At 32.1% G+C, this 18,513-nt stretch carries 16 protein-coding genes; 8 read left to right on the top strand and 8 right to left on the bottom strand.

Features of this window, described 5'->3' with window-relative positions; translation table 11 throughout:
• The first annotated feature begins 115 nt into the window (after window positions 1-115).
• From C8C85_RS17805 to kdsB, 3 genes are all read left to right on the top strand, one after another.
• Window positions 116-1,540, top strand: coding sequence for an ATP-dependent RecD-like DNA helicase (locus tag C8C85_RS17805; RefSeq protein ID WP_116798221.1), 1,425 nt, complete (start codon window positions 116-118; stop codon window positions 1,538-1,540).
• A 99-nt stretch (window positions 1,541-1,639) separates the two neighbouring features.
• A complete protein-coding gene (gene ygiD / locus C8C85_RS17800) occupies window positions 1,640-2,473 on the top strand; it encodes a 4,5-DOPA dioxygenase extradiol (RefSeq protein WP_116798220.1) in 834 nt (277 codons plus the stop codon).
• Window positions 2,474-2,531: 58 nt separating this feature from the next.
• Window positions 2,532-3,260, top strand: a complete 729-nt coding sequence (kdsB, locus tag C8C85_RS17795) for a 3-deoxy-manno-octulosonate cytidylyltransferase (protein WP_116798219.1) — start codon at window positions 2,532-2,534, stop codon at window positions 3,258-3,260.
• A 68-nt stretch (window positions 3,261-3,328) separates the two neighbouring features.
• Here the strand turns inward: kdsB and C8C85_RS17790 are convergent, their stop codons facing one another.
• Entirely contained in the window at window positions 3,329-5,203 is a 1,875-nt protein-coding gene (locus C8C85_RS17790) for a glycoside hydrolase family 3 protein (RefSeq protein WP_116798218.1), read from the bottom strand.
• A 160-nt stretch (window positions 5,204-5,363) separates the two neighbouring features.
• On the bottom strand, window positions 5,364-6,035 hold the full coding sequence (locus C8C85_RS17785) for a spermidine synthase (protein WP_116798217.1): 672 nt from the start codon (window positions 6,033-6,035) through the stop codon (window positions 5,364-5,366).
• Between the two features lie 62 nt (window positions 6,036-6,097).
• On the opposite strand from C8C85_RS17785, the gene C8C85_RS17780 reads away from it, so the two are divergent.
• On the top strand, window positions 6,098-6,652 hold the full coding sequence (locus tag C8C85_RS17780; protein WP_116798216.1) for a 1-acyl-sn-glycerol-3-phosphate acyltransferase: 555 nt from the start codon (window positions 6,098-6,100) through the stop codon (window positions 6,650-6,652).
• Window positions 6,653-6,873: 221 nt separating this feature from the next.
• Here the strand turns inward: C8C85_RS17780 and C8C85_RS17775 are convergent, their stop codons facing one another.
• Window positions 6,874-7,326, bottom strand: coding sequence for a helix-turn-helix transcriptional regulator (locus C8C85_RS17775; RefSeq protein WP_116798215.1), 453 nt, complete (start codon window positions 7,324-7,326; stop codon window positions 6,874-6,876).
• 310 nt (window positions 7,327-7,636) lie between these two features.
• Here C8C85_RS17775 and C8C85_RS17770 point away from each other — a divergent pair, with 310 nt between their 5' ends.
• The 4 genes from C8C85_RS17770 (at window position 7,637) to C8C85_RS17755 (ending at window position 12,594) form a co-directional block, all read left to right on the top strand.
• The gene (locus tag C8C85_RS17770) at window positions 7,637-8,791 is read left to right on the top strand and encodes a M14 metallopeptidase family protein (protein WP_116798214.1); all 1,155 of its coding nucleotides are present in this window, start codon (window positions 7,637-7,639) and stop codon (window positions 8,789-8,791) included.
• Window positions 8,792-8,867: 76 nt separating this feature from the next.
• The gene (locus C8C85_RS17765; RefSeq protein WP_024981770.1) at window positions 8,868-9,347 is read left to right on the top strand and encodes an Lrp/AsnC family transcriptional regulator; all 480 of its coding nucleotides are present in this window, start codon (window positions 8,868-8,870) and stop codon (window positions 9,345-9,347) included.
• 97 nt (window positions 9,348-9,444) lie between these two features.
• Window positions 9,445-12,030, top strand: coding sequence for a phosphoenolpyruvate carboxylase (locus tag C8C85_RS17760; protein WP_116798213.1), 2,586 nt, complete (start codon window positions 9,445-9,447; stop codon window positions 12,028-12,030).
• A gap of 48 nt (window positions 12,031-12,078) precedes the next feature.
• The gene (locus C8C85_RS17755; protein WP_116798212.1) at window positions 12,079-12,594 is read left to right on the top strand and encodes a DinB family protein; all 516 of its coding nucleotides are present in this window, start codon (window positions 12,079-12,081) and stop codon (window positions 12,592-12,594) included.
• 17 nt (window positions 12,595-12,611) lie between these two features.
• Here C8C85_RS17755 and C8C85_RS17750 read toward each other — a convergent pair whose 3' ends face one another.
• The 5 genes from C8C85_RS17750 to C8C85_RS17730 form a co-directional block, all read right to left on the bottom strand.
• Window positions 12,612-13,091 carry a DNA-deoxyinosine glycosylase gene (locus C8C85_RS17750; protein ID WP_116798211.1) on the bottom strand — a complete coding sequence of 160 codons (480 nt, stop codon included), beginning with the start codon at window positions 13,089-13,091 and terminating at the stop codon, window positions 12,612-12,614.
• A 122-nt stretch (window positions 13,092-13,213) separates the two neighbouring features.
• The gene (recQ, locus tag C8C85_RS17745) at window positions 13,214-15,520 is read right to left on the bottom strand and encodes a DNA helicase RecQ (protein WP_116798210.1); all 2,307 of its coding nucleotides are present in this window, start codon (window positions 15,518-15,520) and stop codon (window positions 13,214-13,216) included.
• Between the two features lie 85 nt (window positions 15,521-15,605).
• Window positions 15,606-16,001 carry a DNA primase gene (locus C8C85_RS17740; protein WP_116798209.1) on the bottom strand — a complete coding sequence of 132 codons (396 nt, stop codon included), beginning with the start codon at window positions 15,999-16,001 and terminating at the stop codon, window positions 15,606-15,608.
• A 9-nt stretch (window positions 16,002-16,010) separates the two neighbouring features.
• The gene (locus tag C8C85_RS17735) at window positions 16,011-16,982 is read right to left on the bottom strand and encodes a deoxyhypusine synthase family protein (protein WP_116798208.1); all 972 of its coding nucleotides are present in this window, start codon (window positions 16,980-16,982) and stop codon (window positions 16,011-16,013) included.
• A gap of 110 nt (window positions 16,983-17,092) precedes the next feature.
• Complete coding sequence (locus tag C8C85_RS17730; RefSeq protein ID WP_116798207.1) at window positions 17,093-18,490, bottom strand: arginine decarboxylase; 1,398 nt, start codon at window positions 18,488-18,490, stop codon at window positions 17,093-17,095.
• Window positions 18,491-18,513 lie beyond the last annotated feature (23 nt).

Below are 18,513 nucleotides of genomic sequence, written 5' to 3'. Positions count from 1 at the left end.
GATATTGCAATTGTAATTGTTTTTTGCCATTGATATTGCAATTGATTTTTGAAATTGATTTTTGAAATTGAAATTGCCATTGAAATAGCCTTACTTTGCAATCAAAATATACCCAATGAATTCCTCCTCATTTTACAGCCATTTACAGAAAAAATTCCCTTTTCAGCCGACGTATAATCAGGATATATTTTTTCAAAAAATAGCTATTTTCTTGACCGACACTCAAAATGAGACGATTTTTGTACTGAAAGGATATGCAGGAACTGGAAAAACAACGGTTATTTCCACCATTGTAAATAGCTTACTGGAGATTAACAAAAAGTATGTTTTGCTGGCTCCGACAGGGCGGGCGGCCAAGGTAATTGCCAATTATTCGAATAAACCGGCTTTTACGATTCATAAAAAAATCTATTTCCCGAAGAAGAATTCAGGGGGAGGCGTTTCGTTTACTTTACAACAGAACAAACATAAAAATACGGTTTTCATAGTCGATGAAGCTTCGATGATTTCGGATACGAATTCGGATTCTAAATTGTATGAAAACGGTTCTTTACTTGATGATTTGATTTCCTATGTCTATTCGGGAACCAATTGCAAAATGATTCTATTGGGAGATACGGCTCAGTTACCGCCTGTGAATTTGGACATAAGCCCGGCTTTGGACATTCATACACTGAGTATAAATTACAACAAAGAAGTTGAATATATTGAACTGGACGAAGTAATGCGTCAGGAAGAAAACTCTGGGATTTTGCACAATGCTACCGAACTGCGTGAATTATTAAAGGATACTTTTATAACCGAATTCAAATTTAATGTTCGGAAATTCAAAGACATTGTTCGTTTGGTTGATGGCTATGATATTCAGGATGCAATTCATTCGGCTTACAGCAATTTTAGTATAGAAGACACCGCTTTTATTGTTCGTTCCAATAAAAGGGCAAATCAATATAATGAGCAAATACGGACAAAAATTCTCGATAAAGAAAGTGAACTCTCCACAGGAGATTTCCTGATGGTGGTAAAGAATAATTATTTTTGGCTAAAGGATTCGGATGAAGCCGGATTTATTGCCAATGGTGATATTATCGAGATTTTGGAAATGTTTGGCATAATGGAACTCTACGGTTTTAAATTTGCAAAAGTAAAAATCCGAATGATTGACTATCCCGATCAGAAACCTTTTGAAACTGTGCTTTTGATGAATACCATAAAAAGTGAATCCCCGTCTTTGACATTCGAGGAATCAAATCGTTTGTACCAAGAAGTGATGAAAGATTATGAAAGTGAAACTACAAAGTACAAAAAGTTCCAAAAAGTTAAGGAAAACGAATATTTCAATGCATTACAAGTTAAATTCTCGTATGCTATTACTTGTCATAAATCGCAGGGAGGGCAATGGAATACGGTCTTTATAGAACAACCGTATTTACCAAATGGTATTGACAGAGATTACATCCGATGGCTGTACACCGCTATGACAAGAGCCAAAAATAAGCTATATTTGATAGGTTTTAAGGATGAGAGTTTTGTGGAATGATTAAAAAATTAACCACAGATTCGCAGATCTTGAATGAATAATAGATAACTATAGATTTATAAAAAAATCTGCAAATCTGCGGTAAAAAAAATAAATACAATGAACACACTAAATGACTTACATAAAATATCAGGTTCATTTTCAAATACTGAAAAAATGCCTGTTTTGTTTTTGGGACACGGAAGCCCCATGAATGCTATTGAAGAAAACCAGTTTGTCACTGGTTTTAGAAATTTAGCTAAAACGTTGCCCAAACCCAATGCTATTTTGTGTATTTCGGCGCATTGGTTTACTAATGGAACCAAAGTTACCGCAATGGAAATGCCAAGAACAATTCATGATTTTGGCGGATTTCCACAAGAATTATTTGAAGTGCAATATCCCGCCAAAGGAAGCCCTGAATTAGCAACCGTAACCCAAGAATTACTGCTTCCAACCGAAGTAGAATTAGACCAGCATTGGGGGTTAGACCATGGAGCTTGGAGTGTAATTAAACATTTATATCCAGATGCCGATATTCCTGTAATTCAGATGAGTATCGATAATACAAAATCAGGACAATATCATTTTGATTTGGCGCAAAAACTAAGTGCCTTACGTAGCAAGGGAATCCTAATTGTAGGTAGCGGAAACATCATCCATAATTTGAGAATGGTCGATTTTAGAAACATCAATACCGAAAATTACGGTTACGATTGGGCTGTAGAAGCAAGGGCAGATATAAACGATTATTTACTCGATGGCAATTTTCAACCACTCATTGATTTTGAAAAACAGAGTAAAGCTTTTCAACTGGCAATTCCAACACCGGATCATTATTTACCTTTAATTTATACTTTGGGACTAAAAGGGAAATCAGAAGAATTGAGTTTGTTCAATGATAAATTGGTAGGAGGGTCGTTGAGTATGACTTCGGTGAAAATTTCGAATTAGTTTTAGATTATAAAAACATATATTTGAAAACTAAATTATAATGAAAGAATAAATAAAAATGAAAATAATAGCAGTCATTCCCGCCCGTTACGCATCTACACGATTTCCTGCAAAACTGATGCAGGATTTAGGAGGTAAAACGGTTATTTTAAGAACCTATGAAGCAGCCATAAATACTCAATTGTTTGATGATGTCTTTGTAGTAACCGATTCCGATTTGATTTATAACGAAATTGTTACCAATGGCGGAAAAGCCATCCTAAGCATTAAAGAACACGAATCGGGGAGTGATCGTATTGCCGAAGCTGTCGAAAATTTAGATGTGGATATTGTTATCAATGTTCAAGGTGACGAGCCATTTATTGACGCAGCCCCTTTGACAAAAGTCATAGAAGTTTTTAGAAATGATACTTCAAAACAAGTTGATTTAGCTTCTTTAATGAGGGAAATAAAAAACGAAGATGAAATCAACAATCCTAATAATGTCAAAGTTGTCGTTGATCAAAACGGATTTGCTTTGTACTTTTCCCGTTCGGTGATTCCGTATCCAAGAGAGGTAAATGTTGGTGTTCGTTATATGCAACATATAGGAATTTATGCTTTTAGAAAACAGGCACTTTTGGATTTTTACAGTTTACCAATGAAATCATTGGAAGCCTCCGAAAAATTAGAACAATTGCGTTATCTGGAATTTGGAAAACGCATCAAAATGGTAGAAACCACACACGTTGGAATTGGAATCGACACTGCAGAAGATTTGGAAAAAGCCAGAAAAATGATAGGATAAAAAAATCCCCGTTTCAAAGATTTTATTTATAATCTTCGAATCGGGAATTTTATTTTTTTGGAAACAAATTAATAGTGCAACCCAAATCCAAAGGCATACAGAGGATCTTTTGAATCATAAGGAACATCTTCTTTTTGGTTTCTGACCGCCTCCATTGATGAAGGTAATTCAAAAGGTAATTTACCTTCTGGTTTGGCAGCACCAAAAACAACATCCAGAAGGGCTGCATCACTGGCGCCATAATTTCCAAAAACAGCTTTGGCAGTACTATTTATTTCAGGAAATACAGCAGGGCGGTCCAAGTAAATGTCCACAATGGTTGGTACTGTTTTGCAAAGTGTCAAAACATCTTCTAAATCCTTTCCTTTAAAATCCAAGTCACCATGGTGAAATCCTTTAGCAAACGGATTGTCCGTATCAAGAGGAACCCATGGCGTATTCAAACGGATAATGGCGATATCTGCTTGCTCAGGTAAAGCAACAATAATACCGTATTGGGAAGCAATTTTAGGATCTACATTTTTTACATAAATCTTCAATTTATTTGATACAGACAAAGGAAGTTTTAAATCGTTTTTCAATAATGTCATTGAGCGACGCTGGGTGTCTTCTCCTAATTTTTTAAAATCGGCACGACCAACGATTTTGGTTGCACTATCTACATCAATATAAGGGTTATCAAATAAACCTAAAATGAATTTTTGGCGCAACAATCTTCGAACAGATTGATCAATTCTGGATTCTTTAATTTTCCCTTCTTTTACTAATTGTACAATATATTGAGGACAATTTTCACCTCCAAATTGGTCACAACCTGCATCAATTATCTTTTTTACTCGCTCAATTTCGCTAAGATTTTCAACTCCCCAAGCTCTTGCAGGCCATATTACTGGCCCCATATGTGTATCAGTTACTAAACCCCAATCGGTACAAACCACACCATCAAATTTGTATTTTTCACGAAGTAATTTGGTTATAATGTCTTTATTATAAGAGAATCCAACATTTTCTGAAGTTTGATCAGTTGGCACTCCATAATAAGGCATAATGCAAGCCGTATTCGCTTTGAATGCCGCTTCAAAAGGAATTAAGTGATAATTGAAATTTTTCCCAGGATATACCTGACCTTTTTGATATTGAAAATGTGGATCCAAGCCTTCCTTTTGAGGACCACCACCTGAAAAATGTTTTGTCATACAAGCCACACTCGTATTCCCCAATTGTTTTCCCTGAAAACCTAAAATATAAGCTTGAATCATTCGAGCAGATAAATTAGCATCTTCACCAAAAGTTCCACTTACACGAGGCCAGCGAGGTTCTGTAGCCAAATCGGCCATGGGATGCAAAGCTTCACGGATTCCAACTGCCAGATATTCTTGGCGGGCAATATCTCCAAATTTTTGGGTCAAAACTGGATCGTTAATTGCTGCAAAACCTAATTGTTCTGGCCATTGAGAAAATCCATTGGCTTCCATCGCAAATACATTATTACTGAAATAATGACGCGGATCTGATGCAATGGTTACAGGAATTCCAAGTCTGGATTCTTCGGCAACTTTTTGAATGGCATTATAGCCCATTGCCAATTCTTTTACACCTGGTGCTTGCCAATAATTAAAATGATTCATTTTTTTATTAACAATCAAATCCCTCGCAGAAGGAATTCTAGCAGCCATTCCCGTAGCACCTTCTTGCTTATCAATACTTCCATCAGTATTGATAAGCGTTCCATTGATGAACATCAATCCTGCTTTTTCATCAATATTCATTAGCGAAATAAGATTGTCAATTCGCTTTTCAGTAGGAAGATTTATATTTTCATAGGGATCCATTTTTCCGTTTTTATTAAGATCACGGTATTTTGGAGGATCAATAAATGACAATGAAACTAAAGAGGTGACAAATAGTGTTGAGATGCACAGCGGTTTGAATTTATTTCCCATTTGAATAATGAATTAAAAATTATTTGTAATGTGTTATTTTGACACAATGTACAAACAATTATTTAATTCCAAATAATAAATAGTACTAAAACTTTGAATAATAGAAAATTATGAGATTAAAATTACGAATAATCACTAGCAGATTATGTATTTAAGGTAATTATTTCGAATTCAATTTTTCAATAATAATCAATTCATTATGCAATTCAACTCTAGGTATAGATTGAATTTTGTAGTTATTATCATTGAAATCTTTAATGAAATTTTGATTTCTAAAATTATCTCCAGCAGTTAAGCACATTGTATTAAAGAGTACAACACCTTTGCTTTTGAGCAAAAAACAAATTCTATTAATAAAAAATTTTTCAAACAAAAAGTTAGGCATTGTTGTATCTTGAAATATATCAATAATAATTAAATCGTAGCGGTCTTTTGTTTTTAATACAAACTCAAAAGCATCATCAATTATAATATTTAGATTCTTTATTTCATTTAGTTTGAAGTATTCATTTGCAATTTTAATAATGTGTGGATCAATATCAACACCCGTAATTTGTCCCTCAAAATGAATTTCATCTACCAATGTTTTAATGACGCTTCCGCCTGCAACTCCAAGTACTAGTGCGTTATCCATTTTTGCAATTCTCTCAAATCCAAAGTGTTTCAAACCTTTTCTTAATATGCGTTGCAAGCTGCCATAAGAATAGTTGGTGTTTTCAGAATCGAGCACTAATTCGCCATTTGCCCATGTAACTTCAATGGTTTTACTTAAAGTTGATTTAGTTTTATATATTTTAATCGGAATAATATAACTTAATAATTTACGCAGCATTAATTTAGGTTTTTATCAAAAATAAGATAATAATTATTTAATTTGTGCAAAACAAAAGACAAATGAAGAAACAAATCTATAAATGGATTTTTGAAAATCTAATGGGTTGGAAAATAGAAGGAAGCTTGGATGAACAAATAAAGAAAAGTGTTCTGATGGTAATGCCACATACAAGCTGGCATGATTTTTACGTAGCCATTATTTGCAGAGGGGCTATAGGAGTTGACATTAATTGGGTTGGAAAGAAAGAATTATTCCGATTTCCCTTCGGATATTTTTTCAAATCTTTAGGAGGTGCCCCATTAGATAGAACTGGGGGATTAAACAAAGTCGAATCTATAGTAAATATTTTTAATTCAAAAGAAATATTTAGATTAGGCTTATCTCCTGAAGGTACACGCAAAAAAGTTGAACAACTCAAAACAGGTTTCTATTATATAGCCCTAAAGGCAAATGTGCCAATTATTCCGGTATCAATAAATTTTGAAAAGAAAGTAATTGCCTTTGGAAAACCATTTTACCCAACAAGCGATATCGAATCTGATTTAGCCATTTTGAATAAACATTTTGTTGATGCGAAGGGCAAAATACCTGAATATGGATATAAAGTACCTTAAAATGAAACTCGCTGAGAATCGCATAATTTTTTTTTTCCGCTTCCTTGCTAAGAATACTCAATTCTCACGAATTGTGATTTATTTGCAATTTGTCTTCGTCTTTTAAATTTTTCAAATTTCCCTCTACTTAATTTCTGAAATAAGTAGACTTGCATTCTAGATTTTTTTTAATTCAAAAAAAGCAAATCCAATTGGTTTTATAATTTCATTCTAATTTTTAATTAATCAGGTGAATATATTTTGAAAGTACCATTTTTATAAAAAAAGACAATTTTCTCTATTTCATCAGTATTTCTATTTTCTATCGAAGTTTTAATTTGATTTGTTTTTGGATGATCTAAATTAGATTCTATAGGTGTCACAATTTGAGAAAATAAATCAATAGGGGTAGGAGTGTCAATCTTTGAAGCAATAGAATTAGAATTTAAATCCGGGCTTATTTCAGAATTCTTTGGAAAAAATCCTTTTCCATTCAATATCCAATACAAATCTACATCTGGAAAAATTTCAACAATTTTTAGAATAAAATCCAAACTAGGCTTGTTTCTTCCAGAGAGTAGGTGAGACATGCTGGAACGTTGTACGCCAATTTTATCGGCAAACGAAGAGGCATTTAGACTATAATAATCAAGTATAATCTCCAATCTTTTTATGAAATCATCCATGTTTACCATTGTAAATTGTGTTTCAAATTAGCATATTTACAAATGTAACTAATAGGACTGTAGTAACCTAATTTACAATGTTAAATCATTAATTCAGTGTCTTTTGTGCTAATGTATTAATAAAGATAAATAACTATAACGCATTGATTAATTGTGATTAATAGAAATATATTAAAACACCTATTAAATACAAATATTAATTACACTTGTCTACAGCTGACTTTGAAAAGATAGTTTACAATCTTAATATTTTGAAAAAATACATGGTTTACAAATGTAAAAATAAAGATGTTTACTTTTGTAAATCAAATATTATAGCATGAATTTAGAACAACTATTCAATCAAAATAAAGAATATACAATTCACGGCCGCTATATTACGTTAGAGAATATTGAGCCAATATTAAATAGAGAATCCTTAAAAAAGGATGTGGAGATAATTGGAAAATCCGTCTTGGGAAAACCCATTTATAGCTACCAAAAAGGAACCGGTAAATTAAAAATTTATCTTTGGTCACAAATGCACGGAAACGAAAGTACTACGACTAAAGCATTATTCGATTTTATAAATCTACTAAACAGCGGATCGGATCTGGCCAATCAACTTTTAGAAACTTTTACTTTTTATTGCATTCCGATGTTAAATCCTGATGGAGCGCAACTATATACCAGAGCCAATGCTAATGATATTGACTTGAATCGGGATTCCCAGAACCTGACACAGCCTGAAAGTAAAGTATTGAGAACAATTTTTGAAGACATTAAACCTGATTATTGTTTTAATCTCCATGATCAACGTACTATTTTTGGAGTCGCAGATAGCGGGAAGCCTGCAACGGTATCTTTTTTAGCTCCTTCTTATAATGAAGAAAGAGAGGTTAATGAGTCAAGATTAAAAGCTATTAACTTGATTGCTGGTATTAATGAAGTTTTACAAAACTATATTCCAGGTCAAATAGGTCGATTTGATGATTCCTTTAATATTAATTGCATAGGAGATACATTCCAATATTTAGGAGTACCGACCTTGTTGTTTGAGGCTGGGCATTTTACAGGTGACTACGAGAGAGAAGTCACACGTAAATTCATTTTTATAGCTCTACTTTCGAGTTTTATTATTCTCAGCGAAAACGATATAGTTAGCAATATAAATGATAAATATTTGAACATTCCTCAGAATAAAGTCGTTTTTTTTGATTTTATGTATAAAAATGTCAAAATAAATTATGATGGTATCGAAATAATCACGAATTTTGTTGCTCAATATAAAGAAGAGTTAATTAACAATGAATTAAATTTTAATGCTTACATAGTTGAAGTAGGTGATTTAGAAAGTTATTATGGTCATTATGAATATGATGCGAAAGGAGCATTATATGGAGATGATTTTACTAATTTCCCAAAACCAAATCAAAAAGCCGATTTTAATTTAGATAAAAAAGTGTTTTTCGTTAACGGAACTATAATAAAATAATATTTTTGCCGTTTATTTAATTTTTATTTATAAATTTAACTTTTTCAGTATCAAATAACCATATAATAAAAGAATTATGAGTAAATTTCGTTTAGATGAAGTAGATCACCAGATTTTAGATATGTTGATAGACAACACAAGAGTTCCGTTTACAGACATTGCAAAAAAATTATTGATTTCAGCTGGAACGGTTCATGTAAGAGTAAAAAAAATGGAAGATGCCGGTATCATTATGGGATCCTCATTAGTCCTTGATTATGATAAATTAGGATACTCATTTATTGCTTATGTAGGTGTTTTTCTTAATAATACTTCTCAAACAAAATTTGTCTTAGAGCGTATTAATGAAATTCCTTTTGTGACTGTTGCTTCTGTAACTACAGGTAAATTCAATATATTTTGCAAAATCAGAGCAAAGGACACTAAGCATGCCAAAGATGTTATTTTTATGATAGACGATATCGAAGGAGTATATAGAACCGAAACTATGATCTCACTTGAGGAGAGTATAAATGATAAGAAGCGTTTGATGCACACCATTTTTAAGGAAATGTAAAAAAATCTTGAATGCTATATTATAAAATATAACCTCAAGTGTAATCTTGGGGTTTTTTTATGCCAAATTAACCAACCATTAAACTAATAGTATAATTATGTATACGTTGCCAAAAATAGAACGTTTTAATCAAAATGTTTTATCGAAATACCATATTTACAATAGTGTATTTATAACATTACCCTTTGATTCTGTTGATAATACGGGGGTTTTGTTGCCTATATTTACGGAACTTTGCGATAATGGATTTAAAAAACAAGAAACTCCAAAAGAAATTTTTGATTTCTTTTCAGACAAATATTTGACTAGCGCGACCGAAAAGGACAAGATTAATCTGATGTTTCATTTTATACAATATATTGAACGCCAAATTGTTTTATTTGATGCTATTGAAGATGCTGCATTTCCAGTGGTAAACAATATGGAAGGAAGAGGATCTCTTCGTGATATTAAAGAAAAGTCAGATGTAAGGGATAATAAAGAAGAACTGATTCATTTTCTGGAGAATTTTAATGTTCGTACTGTTTTAACGGCACACCCTACGCAATTTTATCCTGGACCTGTTTTAGGAATCATAAATGATTTGACTGAAGCAATACGAAATAATAATTTATTGGAAATAAAACAGTTACTTGCACAATTAGGAAAAACTCCTTTTATTCAAAATGAGAAACCAAATCCTTTTGATGAAGCGGTAAGTTTAATTTGGTATCTAGAAAATGTTTTTTACAACACTTCTGGCGAAATGGTGCATTATCTGCAAAAAAACGTTTTTGAAGGAGAGTCCATAAATAATCAATTAATTAAACTTGGGTTTTGGCCAGGAGGAGATCGTGATGGAAATCCATTTGTTACAACTGAAATTACTTTAAAAGTAGCAGAGCGATTGAGAACTTCTATTTTAAAATGTTATTATATTGAGATACGAAATCTAAAGAGAAAACTTACTTTCCCAGTTGTGGATTCTTTAGTAATGGAGCTGGAGCAAAAATTGTATCGTTCTGTCTTTTATTCTAAAGGAGAAATTTTTATTACACTTGAAGAGTTCAAAACACAATTAAATAAAATAAAGACTATTATAATTGAGCAACATCAATCACTTTATGTAGATCAAATTGATGCTTTGCTTATTCGACTGAATTTATTTGGTTTTCATTTCGCAACTTTGGATATCAGACAAAACAGTAAAATTCATCAAAGTGTTTTTTATGACATTGTAGATTATTATTCAAAATCTAAAACAAATATTTTCCCTGATAATTATTTCCATTTAACAGAAGATGAGAAAATGGAAGTTTTATCAACGTTAAAAGGCAATTTAGATGCAGCCGATTTTGAAAATGAAATGACAAGATCTACAGTCGAATCAATTCAAGCTATTAAAACCATTCAGGAAAATAATGGCGAATTTGGTGCTAACCGTTATATTATCAGTAATAATGAGAGCGCACTTAATGTGATGGAAACTTTTGCGTTATTCAAATTATGCAATTGGGAAAATGCTACCGTAGATATTATTCCGCTTTTTGAATCTGTTGATGATTTGCAAAATGCACACTTGGTAATGGAAAAATTATACACCAATACTGAGTATGCCAAACATTTAATAATTAGAAATAACAAGCAAACGATTATGCTTGGTTTTTCTGACGGTACAAAAGATGGTGGATATTTGATGGCGAATTGGAGTATCTATAAAGCCAAAGAAGCATTAACTGAAATTTCCAGAAAATATGGAATTCACGCAATTTTCTTTGATGGACGTGGTGGACCTCCAGCACGTGGTGGTGGAAAAACACATAAATTTTACGCATCGCTAGGTCCAAATATTGAAAACAACGAAATTCAAATTACAATTCAAGGACAAACAATTAGTTCAAATTTTGGAACATTGGATTCTTGTCGCTATAACTTGGAAAACCTTTTGAGTGCAGGTGTTGCCAATCAAGTTTTCAATCAAGGTCAAAATGAATTGTCAGTTGAAGAAAAAGAAATTCTGGATCAAATGGCCGATTTGGGATATAATAAATATTTAAATTTTAAAAATCATCCTAAATTTATTCCTTATTTGGAACAAATGAGTACTTTAAAATATTATGCAAAAACCAATATTGGAAGCCGACCTTCTAAAAGAAGTAAGTCTGAAACTCTTGATTTTGCTGACTTAAGGGCAATTCCATTTGTGGGTTCTTGGAGTCAATTGAAACAAAACGTACCAGGTTTTTTTGGAGTGGGTTCTGCTTTGAAACATTTTGAAGATACCAATCAATGGGAAAAAGCTCAGAATTTATACAATAATTCATTATTCTTTAGAACTTTGTTGGAAAACAGTATGATGTCATTGGCAAAATCATTTTTTCCTTTAACTGCTTATATGAGTAAGGATCCTGAATTTGGAGCTTTTTGGCAAATTATCTATGATGAATTTTTGGAAACAAAAAGATTATTATTGAAAATTGCAGGTCATACAGAACTGATGGAAAACTATCCTGATGGTATAGCCTCTATTCAAATGAGAGAGCGTATTGTCTTGCCTTTGTTAACTATACAACAATATGCTTTGTTAAAAATTAATGAATTAAACAAAGAAGAGAATCCAGATTTGAATCTGATAAAAGTGTACGAAAAAATTGTAACTCGTTCTCTATTCGGTAATACAAACGCAAGTAGGAATTCAGCATAATTTGAATATAAAATTTATTATTTTTAATTCTTAAAAAAAAACTATCATATGAGATCTGATCAATTGCCGGTAAATGAATATTCAAAATTCAACGCGACTTACATAAACGCTCTTGAGAATGTTGAATTATTTGAAGAATTAGAAATTAGTTTACATGACTTTATCAAATTTGTTCAAAATATTCCATTGGATAAATTTGATTATAGTTATGCCGAAGGAAAATGGACGATTAAAGAAATTATTCAGCATATCATTGATGCTGAAAGGATATTTGCATATCGTGCACTTCGAATTTCCAGAAATGATAAAACGCCATTGCCGGGATTTGAAGAAAATGATTATGTTGACAATACCGATGCCAAAAGCAGAAGTATTCAAGAATTATTAACTGAGTTTTCGACGGTAAGACATTCCAACTTGCTAATGTTCAAAAGTTTTTCTGACGAACAATTGAGAAGAATTGGAATTGCTTCAGAAAATGAAGTTTCAGTGAGAGCTTTAGGATTTTTAATTATTGGTCACATGAAACATCACCAAAAAGTATTCGCAGAAAGATATTTGTAAATTTTAAACAAATAGTTTCATTTAAAACAGCTTGACCAAATTTTTAACTTATTCTCAAAAGTCATTGTATTTGCAGGACTTGTAGAAGGCATTACATAATACGTAATGCCTTTTATTTGTCCAAAACTTTTATAAAAAAAGGCATGGCTTTGTTTTCCGTTAAAGACAATTTTGTTGATTTTAGGAAATTTTTCAAACAAAGCAAAAAAATCATTTTCTTTTTGATTTTTGATATGAATGTCCAAACTCCCTTTTCTTTCACAATTTTCCAAAACATCCCAAAGTCCAATTTTGTTAGATTGAAGAATTTTGACTTTCTCGTCAAAATTTTCAGGAATTGGCAATGCATCACAAATTGTACATATTATTTTCCAAAAATGATTCCTTGGATTCCCATAATATTCCTGTTTGGCAAGAGAGACTGAACCAGGCATAGTTCCCAAAATTAATAATTCGGTATTTGAATCTACAAAATAGGGGAAAGAAGATATTGTCATAAATTAAGAAGCTACATTTTCTTTTTCGAATATAGCCAAACACATTCTGAATTTATCGTATGAAATTTGTTCTTCGAAAAATTCTAAATTTGAATTTGTATTCATTTGGTTATTCTTATTTTTTATTTCAAACCGATTTTTTTTAATCTAGAATTTATCGATCCCTGATTTCTGCCAAATAGTATAGCTAACTCGTTTACTTTCTTACCTTCATTATACAAAAGCTCAAGTTTTAAATCTTCCTCTGTACTCCATTTTTTATAGGCTTCAGAATGTTCTAATCTTATATCTTTTACAGAATATGCTTTTTCGTTATTGAAGTTTTCTACATTTTCTTTTTCGAGTATGGCCAAACCAACTCTGATTTTATCATATGAGATTTTCTCTTCAAAAAAATCAAAATAAGGTTTCAAAGCAGTTGGTGATTCGAGTTTAATTTTTGCTTTTGCAATTTTTGCGATTTCTTGCTCATTTATAAAAACACTCAAATCTATCGGATGACCATCACTGTATAATTTTGCTAAATGTGAAAATATGGTAGGCGTACCTAATTTTCTTTTAATTGCAATTTCTTCAACTGTCATTCCGCTTTGAAACATTTCCAAAGTTTCTTTATAAGTTGTATTTACTTTTTTAGCCCTAACCTTTTTAATTTTTTCAAATTCAATAATAGCTTTTATAAATACATCACCATATTTTTCCAATTTTGCTTTTCCAACTCCATCAATAGCAAGAAATTCGGAATCACTCATTGGTCGCTGAATTTCTAATTGCTTTAAAGTGGCATCATTAAAAATTATGTAAGCAGGAACTTCTTCTTCTTTAGCAATTTCAGAACGCAGTTTTCTAAGAAATTCAAAAAGAGAATTTGCCGTAGATTTTGTTTTAGCAGTCTTAATTTCAACAGACTCTGTTTTTATTTTTTGCACTGTTGTCAACTGCACTTTTTCTCCATCAAACAATACTTTTCTTGCGAAAGGAGTCAATTTTATTTTATTCTGCTGATGGAAGGCAATTTCGCAATATCCTAAATTTATTAATTGTATCAAATATTGATTCCAATCATGCCAGGAAATATCAGACCCAACTCCATAGGTTTTTAGATTTTGATACCCTTTGTCATAGATAGTAGCATTTTTTGAACCTCTTAAAAAATCAACAATTACAGGTAAGGCTTCAGATTCCTGCAAACGAATTATTGCAGATAATCCTTTTTGGGCAATTATGGTTCCGTCAAAAAATGCTGGAGGATTTTTGCAAATATCACAGTTTCCGCAATTTTCGGAAACCAATTCTCCAAAATAGGAAAGTAATATTTTTCTGCGACAACTCAATGCATCGGCATATTGTTTCATTCTTTCCAGTTTGGATAATTGCACTTCAGCATTCAAACCTTCGGAAGCAAATTTTTGCAACTGAATCACATCACCGTAACTTTCGAACAAAACCGTTTCAGATGGCAATCCATCTCGACCCGCTCTTCCAATTTCTTGATAGTAACCTTCAATATTTTTAGGTAAATTATAATGAATTACCCAACGAACATTTGATTTATCAATTCCCATTCCAAAAGCAATCGTTGCGCAAACCACTTGACATTCATCGTTGATAAATTGATCTTGGGTTTTTGAACGTATTTTATTATCCAATCCTGCATGATACGCTTTTGCTTTAATTCCAGTTTTTTGCAATTTTTCAGCTAGTTCTTCTGTAGTCTTTCTACTTAGGCAATATACTATACCTGATTCATTTGGTTTGTTTTTTATAAAATCAATAATTTGTTTGACGCGATCCAAAGCCGGCCTAACTTCCAAGCTTAAATTTTTTCTATCAAAAGAAGCTACAAAAGTTTTAGGATTATTTAAATTTAGTTGATCGCAGATGTCAGTACGCGTAGCTTTATCGGCAGTTGCGGTCAATGCCAGGATTGGAGTAGAAGGGAAGCGGTTTTTGAGATATCCCAAATTGGTATAAGCAGGTCTGAAATCATGACCCCATGCCGAAATACAATGTGCTTCATCGATAGCAATTAAACTCACAACTATTTGACTGAATGCATTTTCCAAAAAAGACAGACTCTCTGGTGCAACATAAACCAACTTGACTTTATTGTCTTTTAAATTTTGAATATGTAATTGCTGCTCATCTGGAGACTGGCTGCTATTGATAAAGCAAGCATCTATTCCATTGGCTTTCAGGCTGTCAACCTGGTCTTTCATCAAGGCTATTAATGGGGAAATAACTATGGTAGTTCCCAGTAATACTAAAGCGGGGAGTTGGAAACATATTGATTTTCCTCCTCCGGTTGGCATAATTGCCAAAGTATCGTTTCCGGAAAGGATACAATTGATAATTTCTTCTTGATTGGGTCTGAATTTTTCAAACCCAAAATTTTCTTTTAATTTGGCGTGTAAAATTTCTGTTGTCATTTTGGCGTATATTTAGAAACATAAATCTAATAAAAAAAGGAACTCGAAATAGAGTCCCTTTTATTTTTTTTATAAAATCATAGAATTAATCTTCGTCATCATCATCTTCTTCGTCGGCAATATCTTTATCATCACCATCTTCATCGTCGTCATCACCGTCAACATCTGGTTTGTCAAGATTTTCATCTTCCTCATCGTCATCTGCATCATCAACATCCAATTCTAAACCGCTGATTGGTTCTACAACATCATCAATTTCATCATCTTCGTCAAAATTTCCAATTCTGTCAGCCAATTTAGTACTTACTTTTACTAAATATATAGTATCTTCTGTTCTCACTTCGACAGCCTCAATCAATTCGTTTTTAGCATTTCTAAATCGAATGATGTCGGAATCATCATAACCATCAGGAAATTTTTCGACCAAAAGATTCAAAATTTCATTGGTCAATTTGGCGTAATCAACTATTATTCTTTTCATAAATAATTATTATAAATCTAACAAATATGCAAAAATTAATGGAGCCACAATAGTAGCATCAGACTCAATAATGAATTTAGGAGTATTGATATCCAATTTACCCCAAGTAATTTTTTCATTAGGAACTGCTCCGGAATATGAACCGTAACTAGTTGTAGAATCTGAAATTTGGCAGAAATAACTCCAAAATGGAATATCATGCATTTCCATATCTTGGTACAACATTGGAACTACACATATTGGGAAATCACCCGCGATTCCTCCACCAATTTGAAAGAAACCAACACCATTAGCACTATTTTTTGGATACCAATCAGATAAGAAAACCATGTATTCAATACCAGATTTCATGGTAGAAGCTTTCAAATCTCCTTTAATAACATACGATGCGAAAATATTCCCCATTGTACTATCTTCCCAACCTGGTACGATAATTGGCAGATTTTTCTCGGCAGCAGCATACATCCAACTGTCTTTTAAGTCAATTTCGTAATACTCTTCCAAAACACCGGAAAGTAACATTTTGTACATGAACTCATGAGGAAAATATCTTTCTCCTTTGTCATCAGCATCTTTCCAAATTTTATAAATGTGTTTTTGAAGACGGCGAAATGCTTCATGTTCCGGAATACAGGTATCAGTAACTCTATTCAATCCTCTTTCCAATAAAGCCCATTCGTCTTGTGGAGTCAAATCACGATAATTTGGAACTCTCTCATAATGAGAATGTGCTACCAAATTCATGATATCTTCTTCAAGATTGGCTCCTGTACAAGAAATAATTTGAACTTTATCTTGACGAATTATTTCGGCAAAAATCTTTCCAATTTCGGCTGTACTCATTGCACCTGCCATACTTACCATCATTTTTGCACCATTGGCTAATTGCTGTTCGTATCCCTTTGCAGCGTCAACTAAGGATGCAGAATTGAAATGCAAATAATGCTTTTCAATAAACTGACTGATTGGTCCTTTACTCATTTTCTTTTTTTTGTTTTTTATTTAATGTTCAAAAGGTTATTTGAGATTTGGATGTTACAAATAAAAGAAATTTATAAATATCAAATTTCCTGAATCCCAATTTTTATTCATTATTTATTATAACCTAATATTTTTAGTACATCTTCGGCTGTTTGTTGTTCAGAAAACACTTCGGTTGCCAATATTCCATTCTCATCACGGTCTATTAAAATGTGTTTTGGCTGTGGTATCAAACAGTGATGCAAACCACCATATCCACCAATAGTTTCCTGATAAGCTCCCGTATTGAAAAAACCTAAATATAGTGGTTTTTCTTTATTGTATTTTGGCAAATAAATGGCATTCATGTTTTGTTCTGAATTGTAATAATCATCACTATCACAAGTCATTCCACCCAATAAAACTCTTTCGTATGTTTCATTCCATCTGTTGATGGCCAACATAATAAAACGCTTGTTTATTGCCCAAGTATCAGGTAATGTAGTGATAAAAGAAGAATCAATCATGTTCCACTTTTCTCTGTCATTTTGTTGCTTTTGATACAATACTTGATAGATTGCACCACCACTTTCTCCAACTGTGAACGAACCAAATTCAGTAAAAATATTTGGCACATCTACTTCCGCTTCGTCGCAGGCAATTTTAATTTGATTGATAATTTCGTCAATCATATATTGGTAATCATATTCGAATGCCAATGAATTTTTGATAGGGAAACCACCACCAATATTCAAACCATCAAGAGTAGGGCATTCTTTTTTCAAAGCAACATATACCTTGATACATTTTACAAGTTCATTCCAGTAATAAGCGTTGTCATTGATACCTGTATTAATAAAAAAGTGCAACATTTTAAGTTCCAAATTTTTATTCTCTTTAATTTCTTTCTTGTAAAAAGGAACAATGTTTTTGTATCCGATTCCTAATCTTGATGTATAAAACTCAAATTTAGGTTCCTCTTCGGCAGCAATACGGATTCCAATTTTGAATTTTCCGTTTATTTGTGCCTGCAACAAATCCAATTCCTCATAATTATCAATAATCGGAATAGTGTTTTTGTGACCATTATTGACCAATCTCGCGATGTTATCAATGTATTGATCTCTTTTGAAACCATTACAAATAATATAGGTGCTTTTATTGATTTTTCCTTTTTCTAATAAATTTTCAACGATATTAATGTCAAAGGCAGAAGAGGTTTCAATGTGAATATTGTTTTTGAATGCCTCATTCATAATATATTCAAAATGAGAACTTTTCGTGCAATAGCAATAGTAATACTTTGCCTCGTATTTGTTCTTCTCCATCGATTTACGAAACCAGCTTTTGGCTTTGTTGATGTTGTTTGAAATTTGTGGCAAATAGGTAAACTTTAAGGGCGTACCATAAGTTTCAACCAATTTCATCAAATCGATATTATGAAATTGAAGATTGTCCTTGTTTAATTTAAATTCTTCCTGAGGAAAGTAATATGTTTGGTTTATTAAATCGGAATATTTTGTATTCATTTGTTCTGTAGAGTTTTATATTA

Origin of the sequence: Flavobacterium sp. 103 (assembly GCF_003096795.1) — a bacterium.
Classification (GTDB): domain Bacteria; phylum Bacteroidota; class Bacteroidia; order Flavobacteriales; family Flavobacteriaceae; genus Flavobacterium.
This window is presented reverse-complemented; position numbering and strand designations above follow the sequence as displayed.

Coding starts and splice junctions, on each gene's coding strand:
- C8C85_RS17805 (WP_116798221.1), top strand. CDS start 116: ATGAATTCCTCCTCATTTTACAGCCATTTACAGAAAAAATTCCCTTTT.
- ygiD (WP_116798220.1), top strand. CDS start 1,640: ATGAACACACTAAATGACTTACATAAAATATCAGGTTCATTTTCAAAT.
- kdsB (WP_116798219.1), top strand. CDS start 2,532: ATGAAAATAATAGCAGTCATTCCCGCCCGTTACGCATCTACACGATTT.
- C8C85_RS17790 (WP_116798218.1), bottom strand. CDS start 5,203: ATGGGAAATAAATTCAAACCGCTGTGCATCTCAACACTATTTGTCACC.
- C8C85_RS17785 (WP_116798217.1), bottom strand. CDS start 6,035: ATGCTGCGTAAATTATTAAGTTATATTATTCCGATTAAAATATATAAA.
- C8C85_RS17780 (WP_116798216.1), top strand. CDS start 6,098: ATGAAGAAACAAATCTATAAATGGATTTTTGAAAATCTAATGGGTTGG.
- C8C85_RS17775 (WP_116798215.1), bottom strand. CDS start 7,326: ATGGTAAACATGGATGATTTCATAAAAAGATTGGAGATTATACTTGAT.
- C8C85_RS17770 (WP_116798214.1), top strand. CDS start 7,637: ATGAATTTAGAACAACTATTCAATCAAAATAAAGAATATACAATTCAC.
- C8C85_RS17765 (WP_024981770.1), top strand. CDS start 8,868: ATGAGTAAATTTCGTTTAGATGAAGTAGATCACCAGATTTTAGATATG.
- C8C85_RS17760 (WP_116798213.1), top strand. CDS start 9,445: ATGTATACGTTGCCAAAAATAGAACGTTTTAATCAAAATGTTTTATCG.
- C8C85_RS17755 (WP_116798212.1), top strand. CDS start 12,079: ATGAGATCTGATCAATTGCCGGTAAATGAATATTCAAAATTCAACGCG.
- C8C85_RS17750 (WP_116798211.1), bottom strand. CDS start 13,091: ATGACAATATCTTCTTTCCCCTATTTTGTAGATTCAAATACCGAATTA.
- recQ (WP_116798210.1), bottom strand. CDS start 15,520: ATGACAACAGAAATTTTACACGCCAAATTAAAAGAAAATTTTGGGTTT.
- C8C85_RS17740 (WP_116798209.1), bottom strand. CDS start 16,001: ATGAAAAGAATAATAGTTGATTACGCCAAATTGACCAATGAAATTTTG.
- C8C85_RS17735 (WP_116798208.1), bottom strand. CDS start 16,982: ATGAGTAAAGGACCAATCAGTCAGTTTATTGAAAAGCATTATTTGCAT.
- C8C85_RS17730 (WP_116798207.1), bottom strand. CDS start 18,490: ATGAATACAAAATATTCCGATTTAATAAACCAAACATATTACTTTCCT.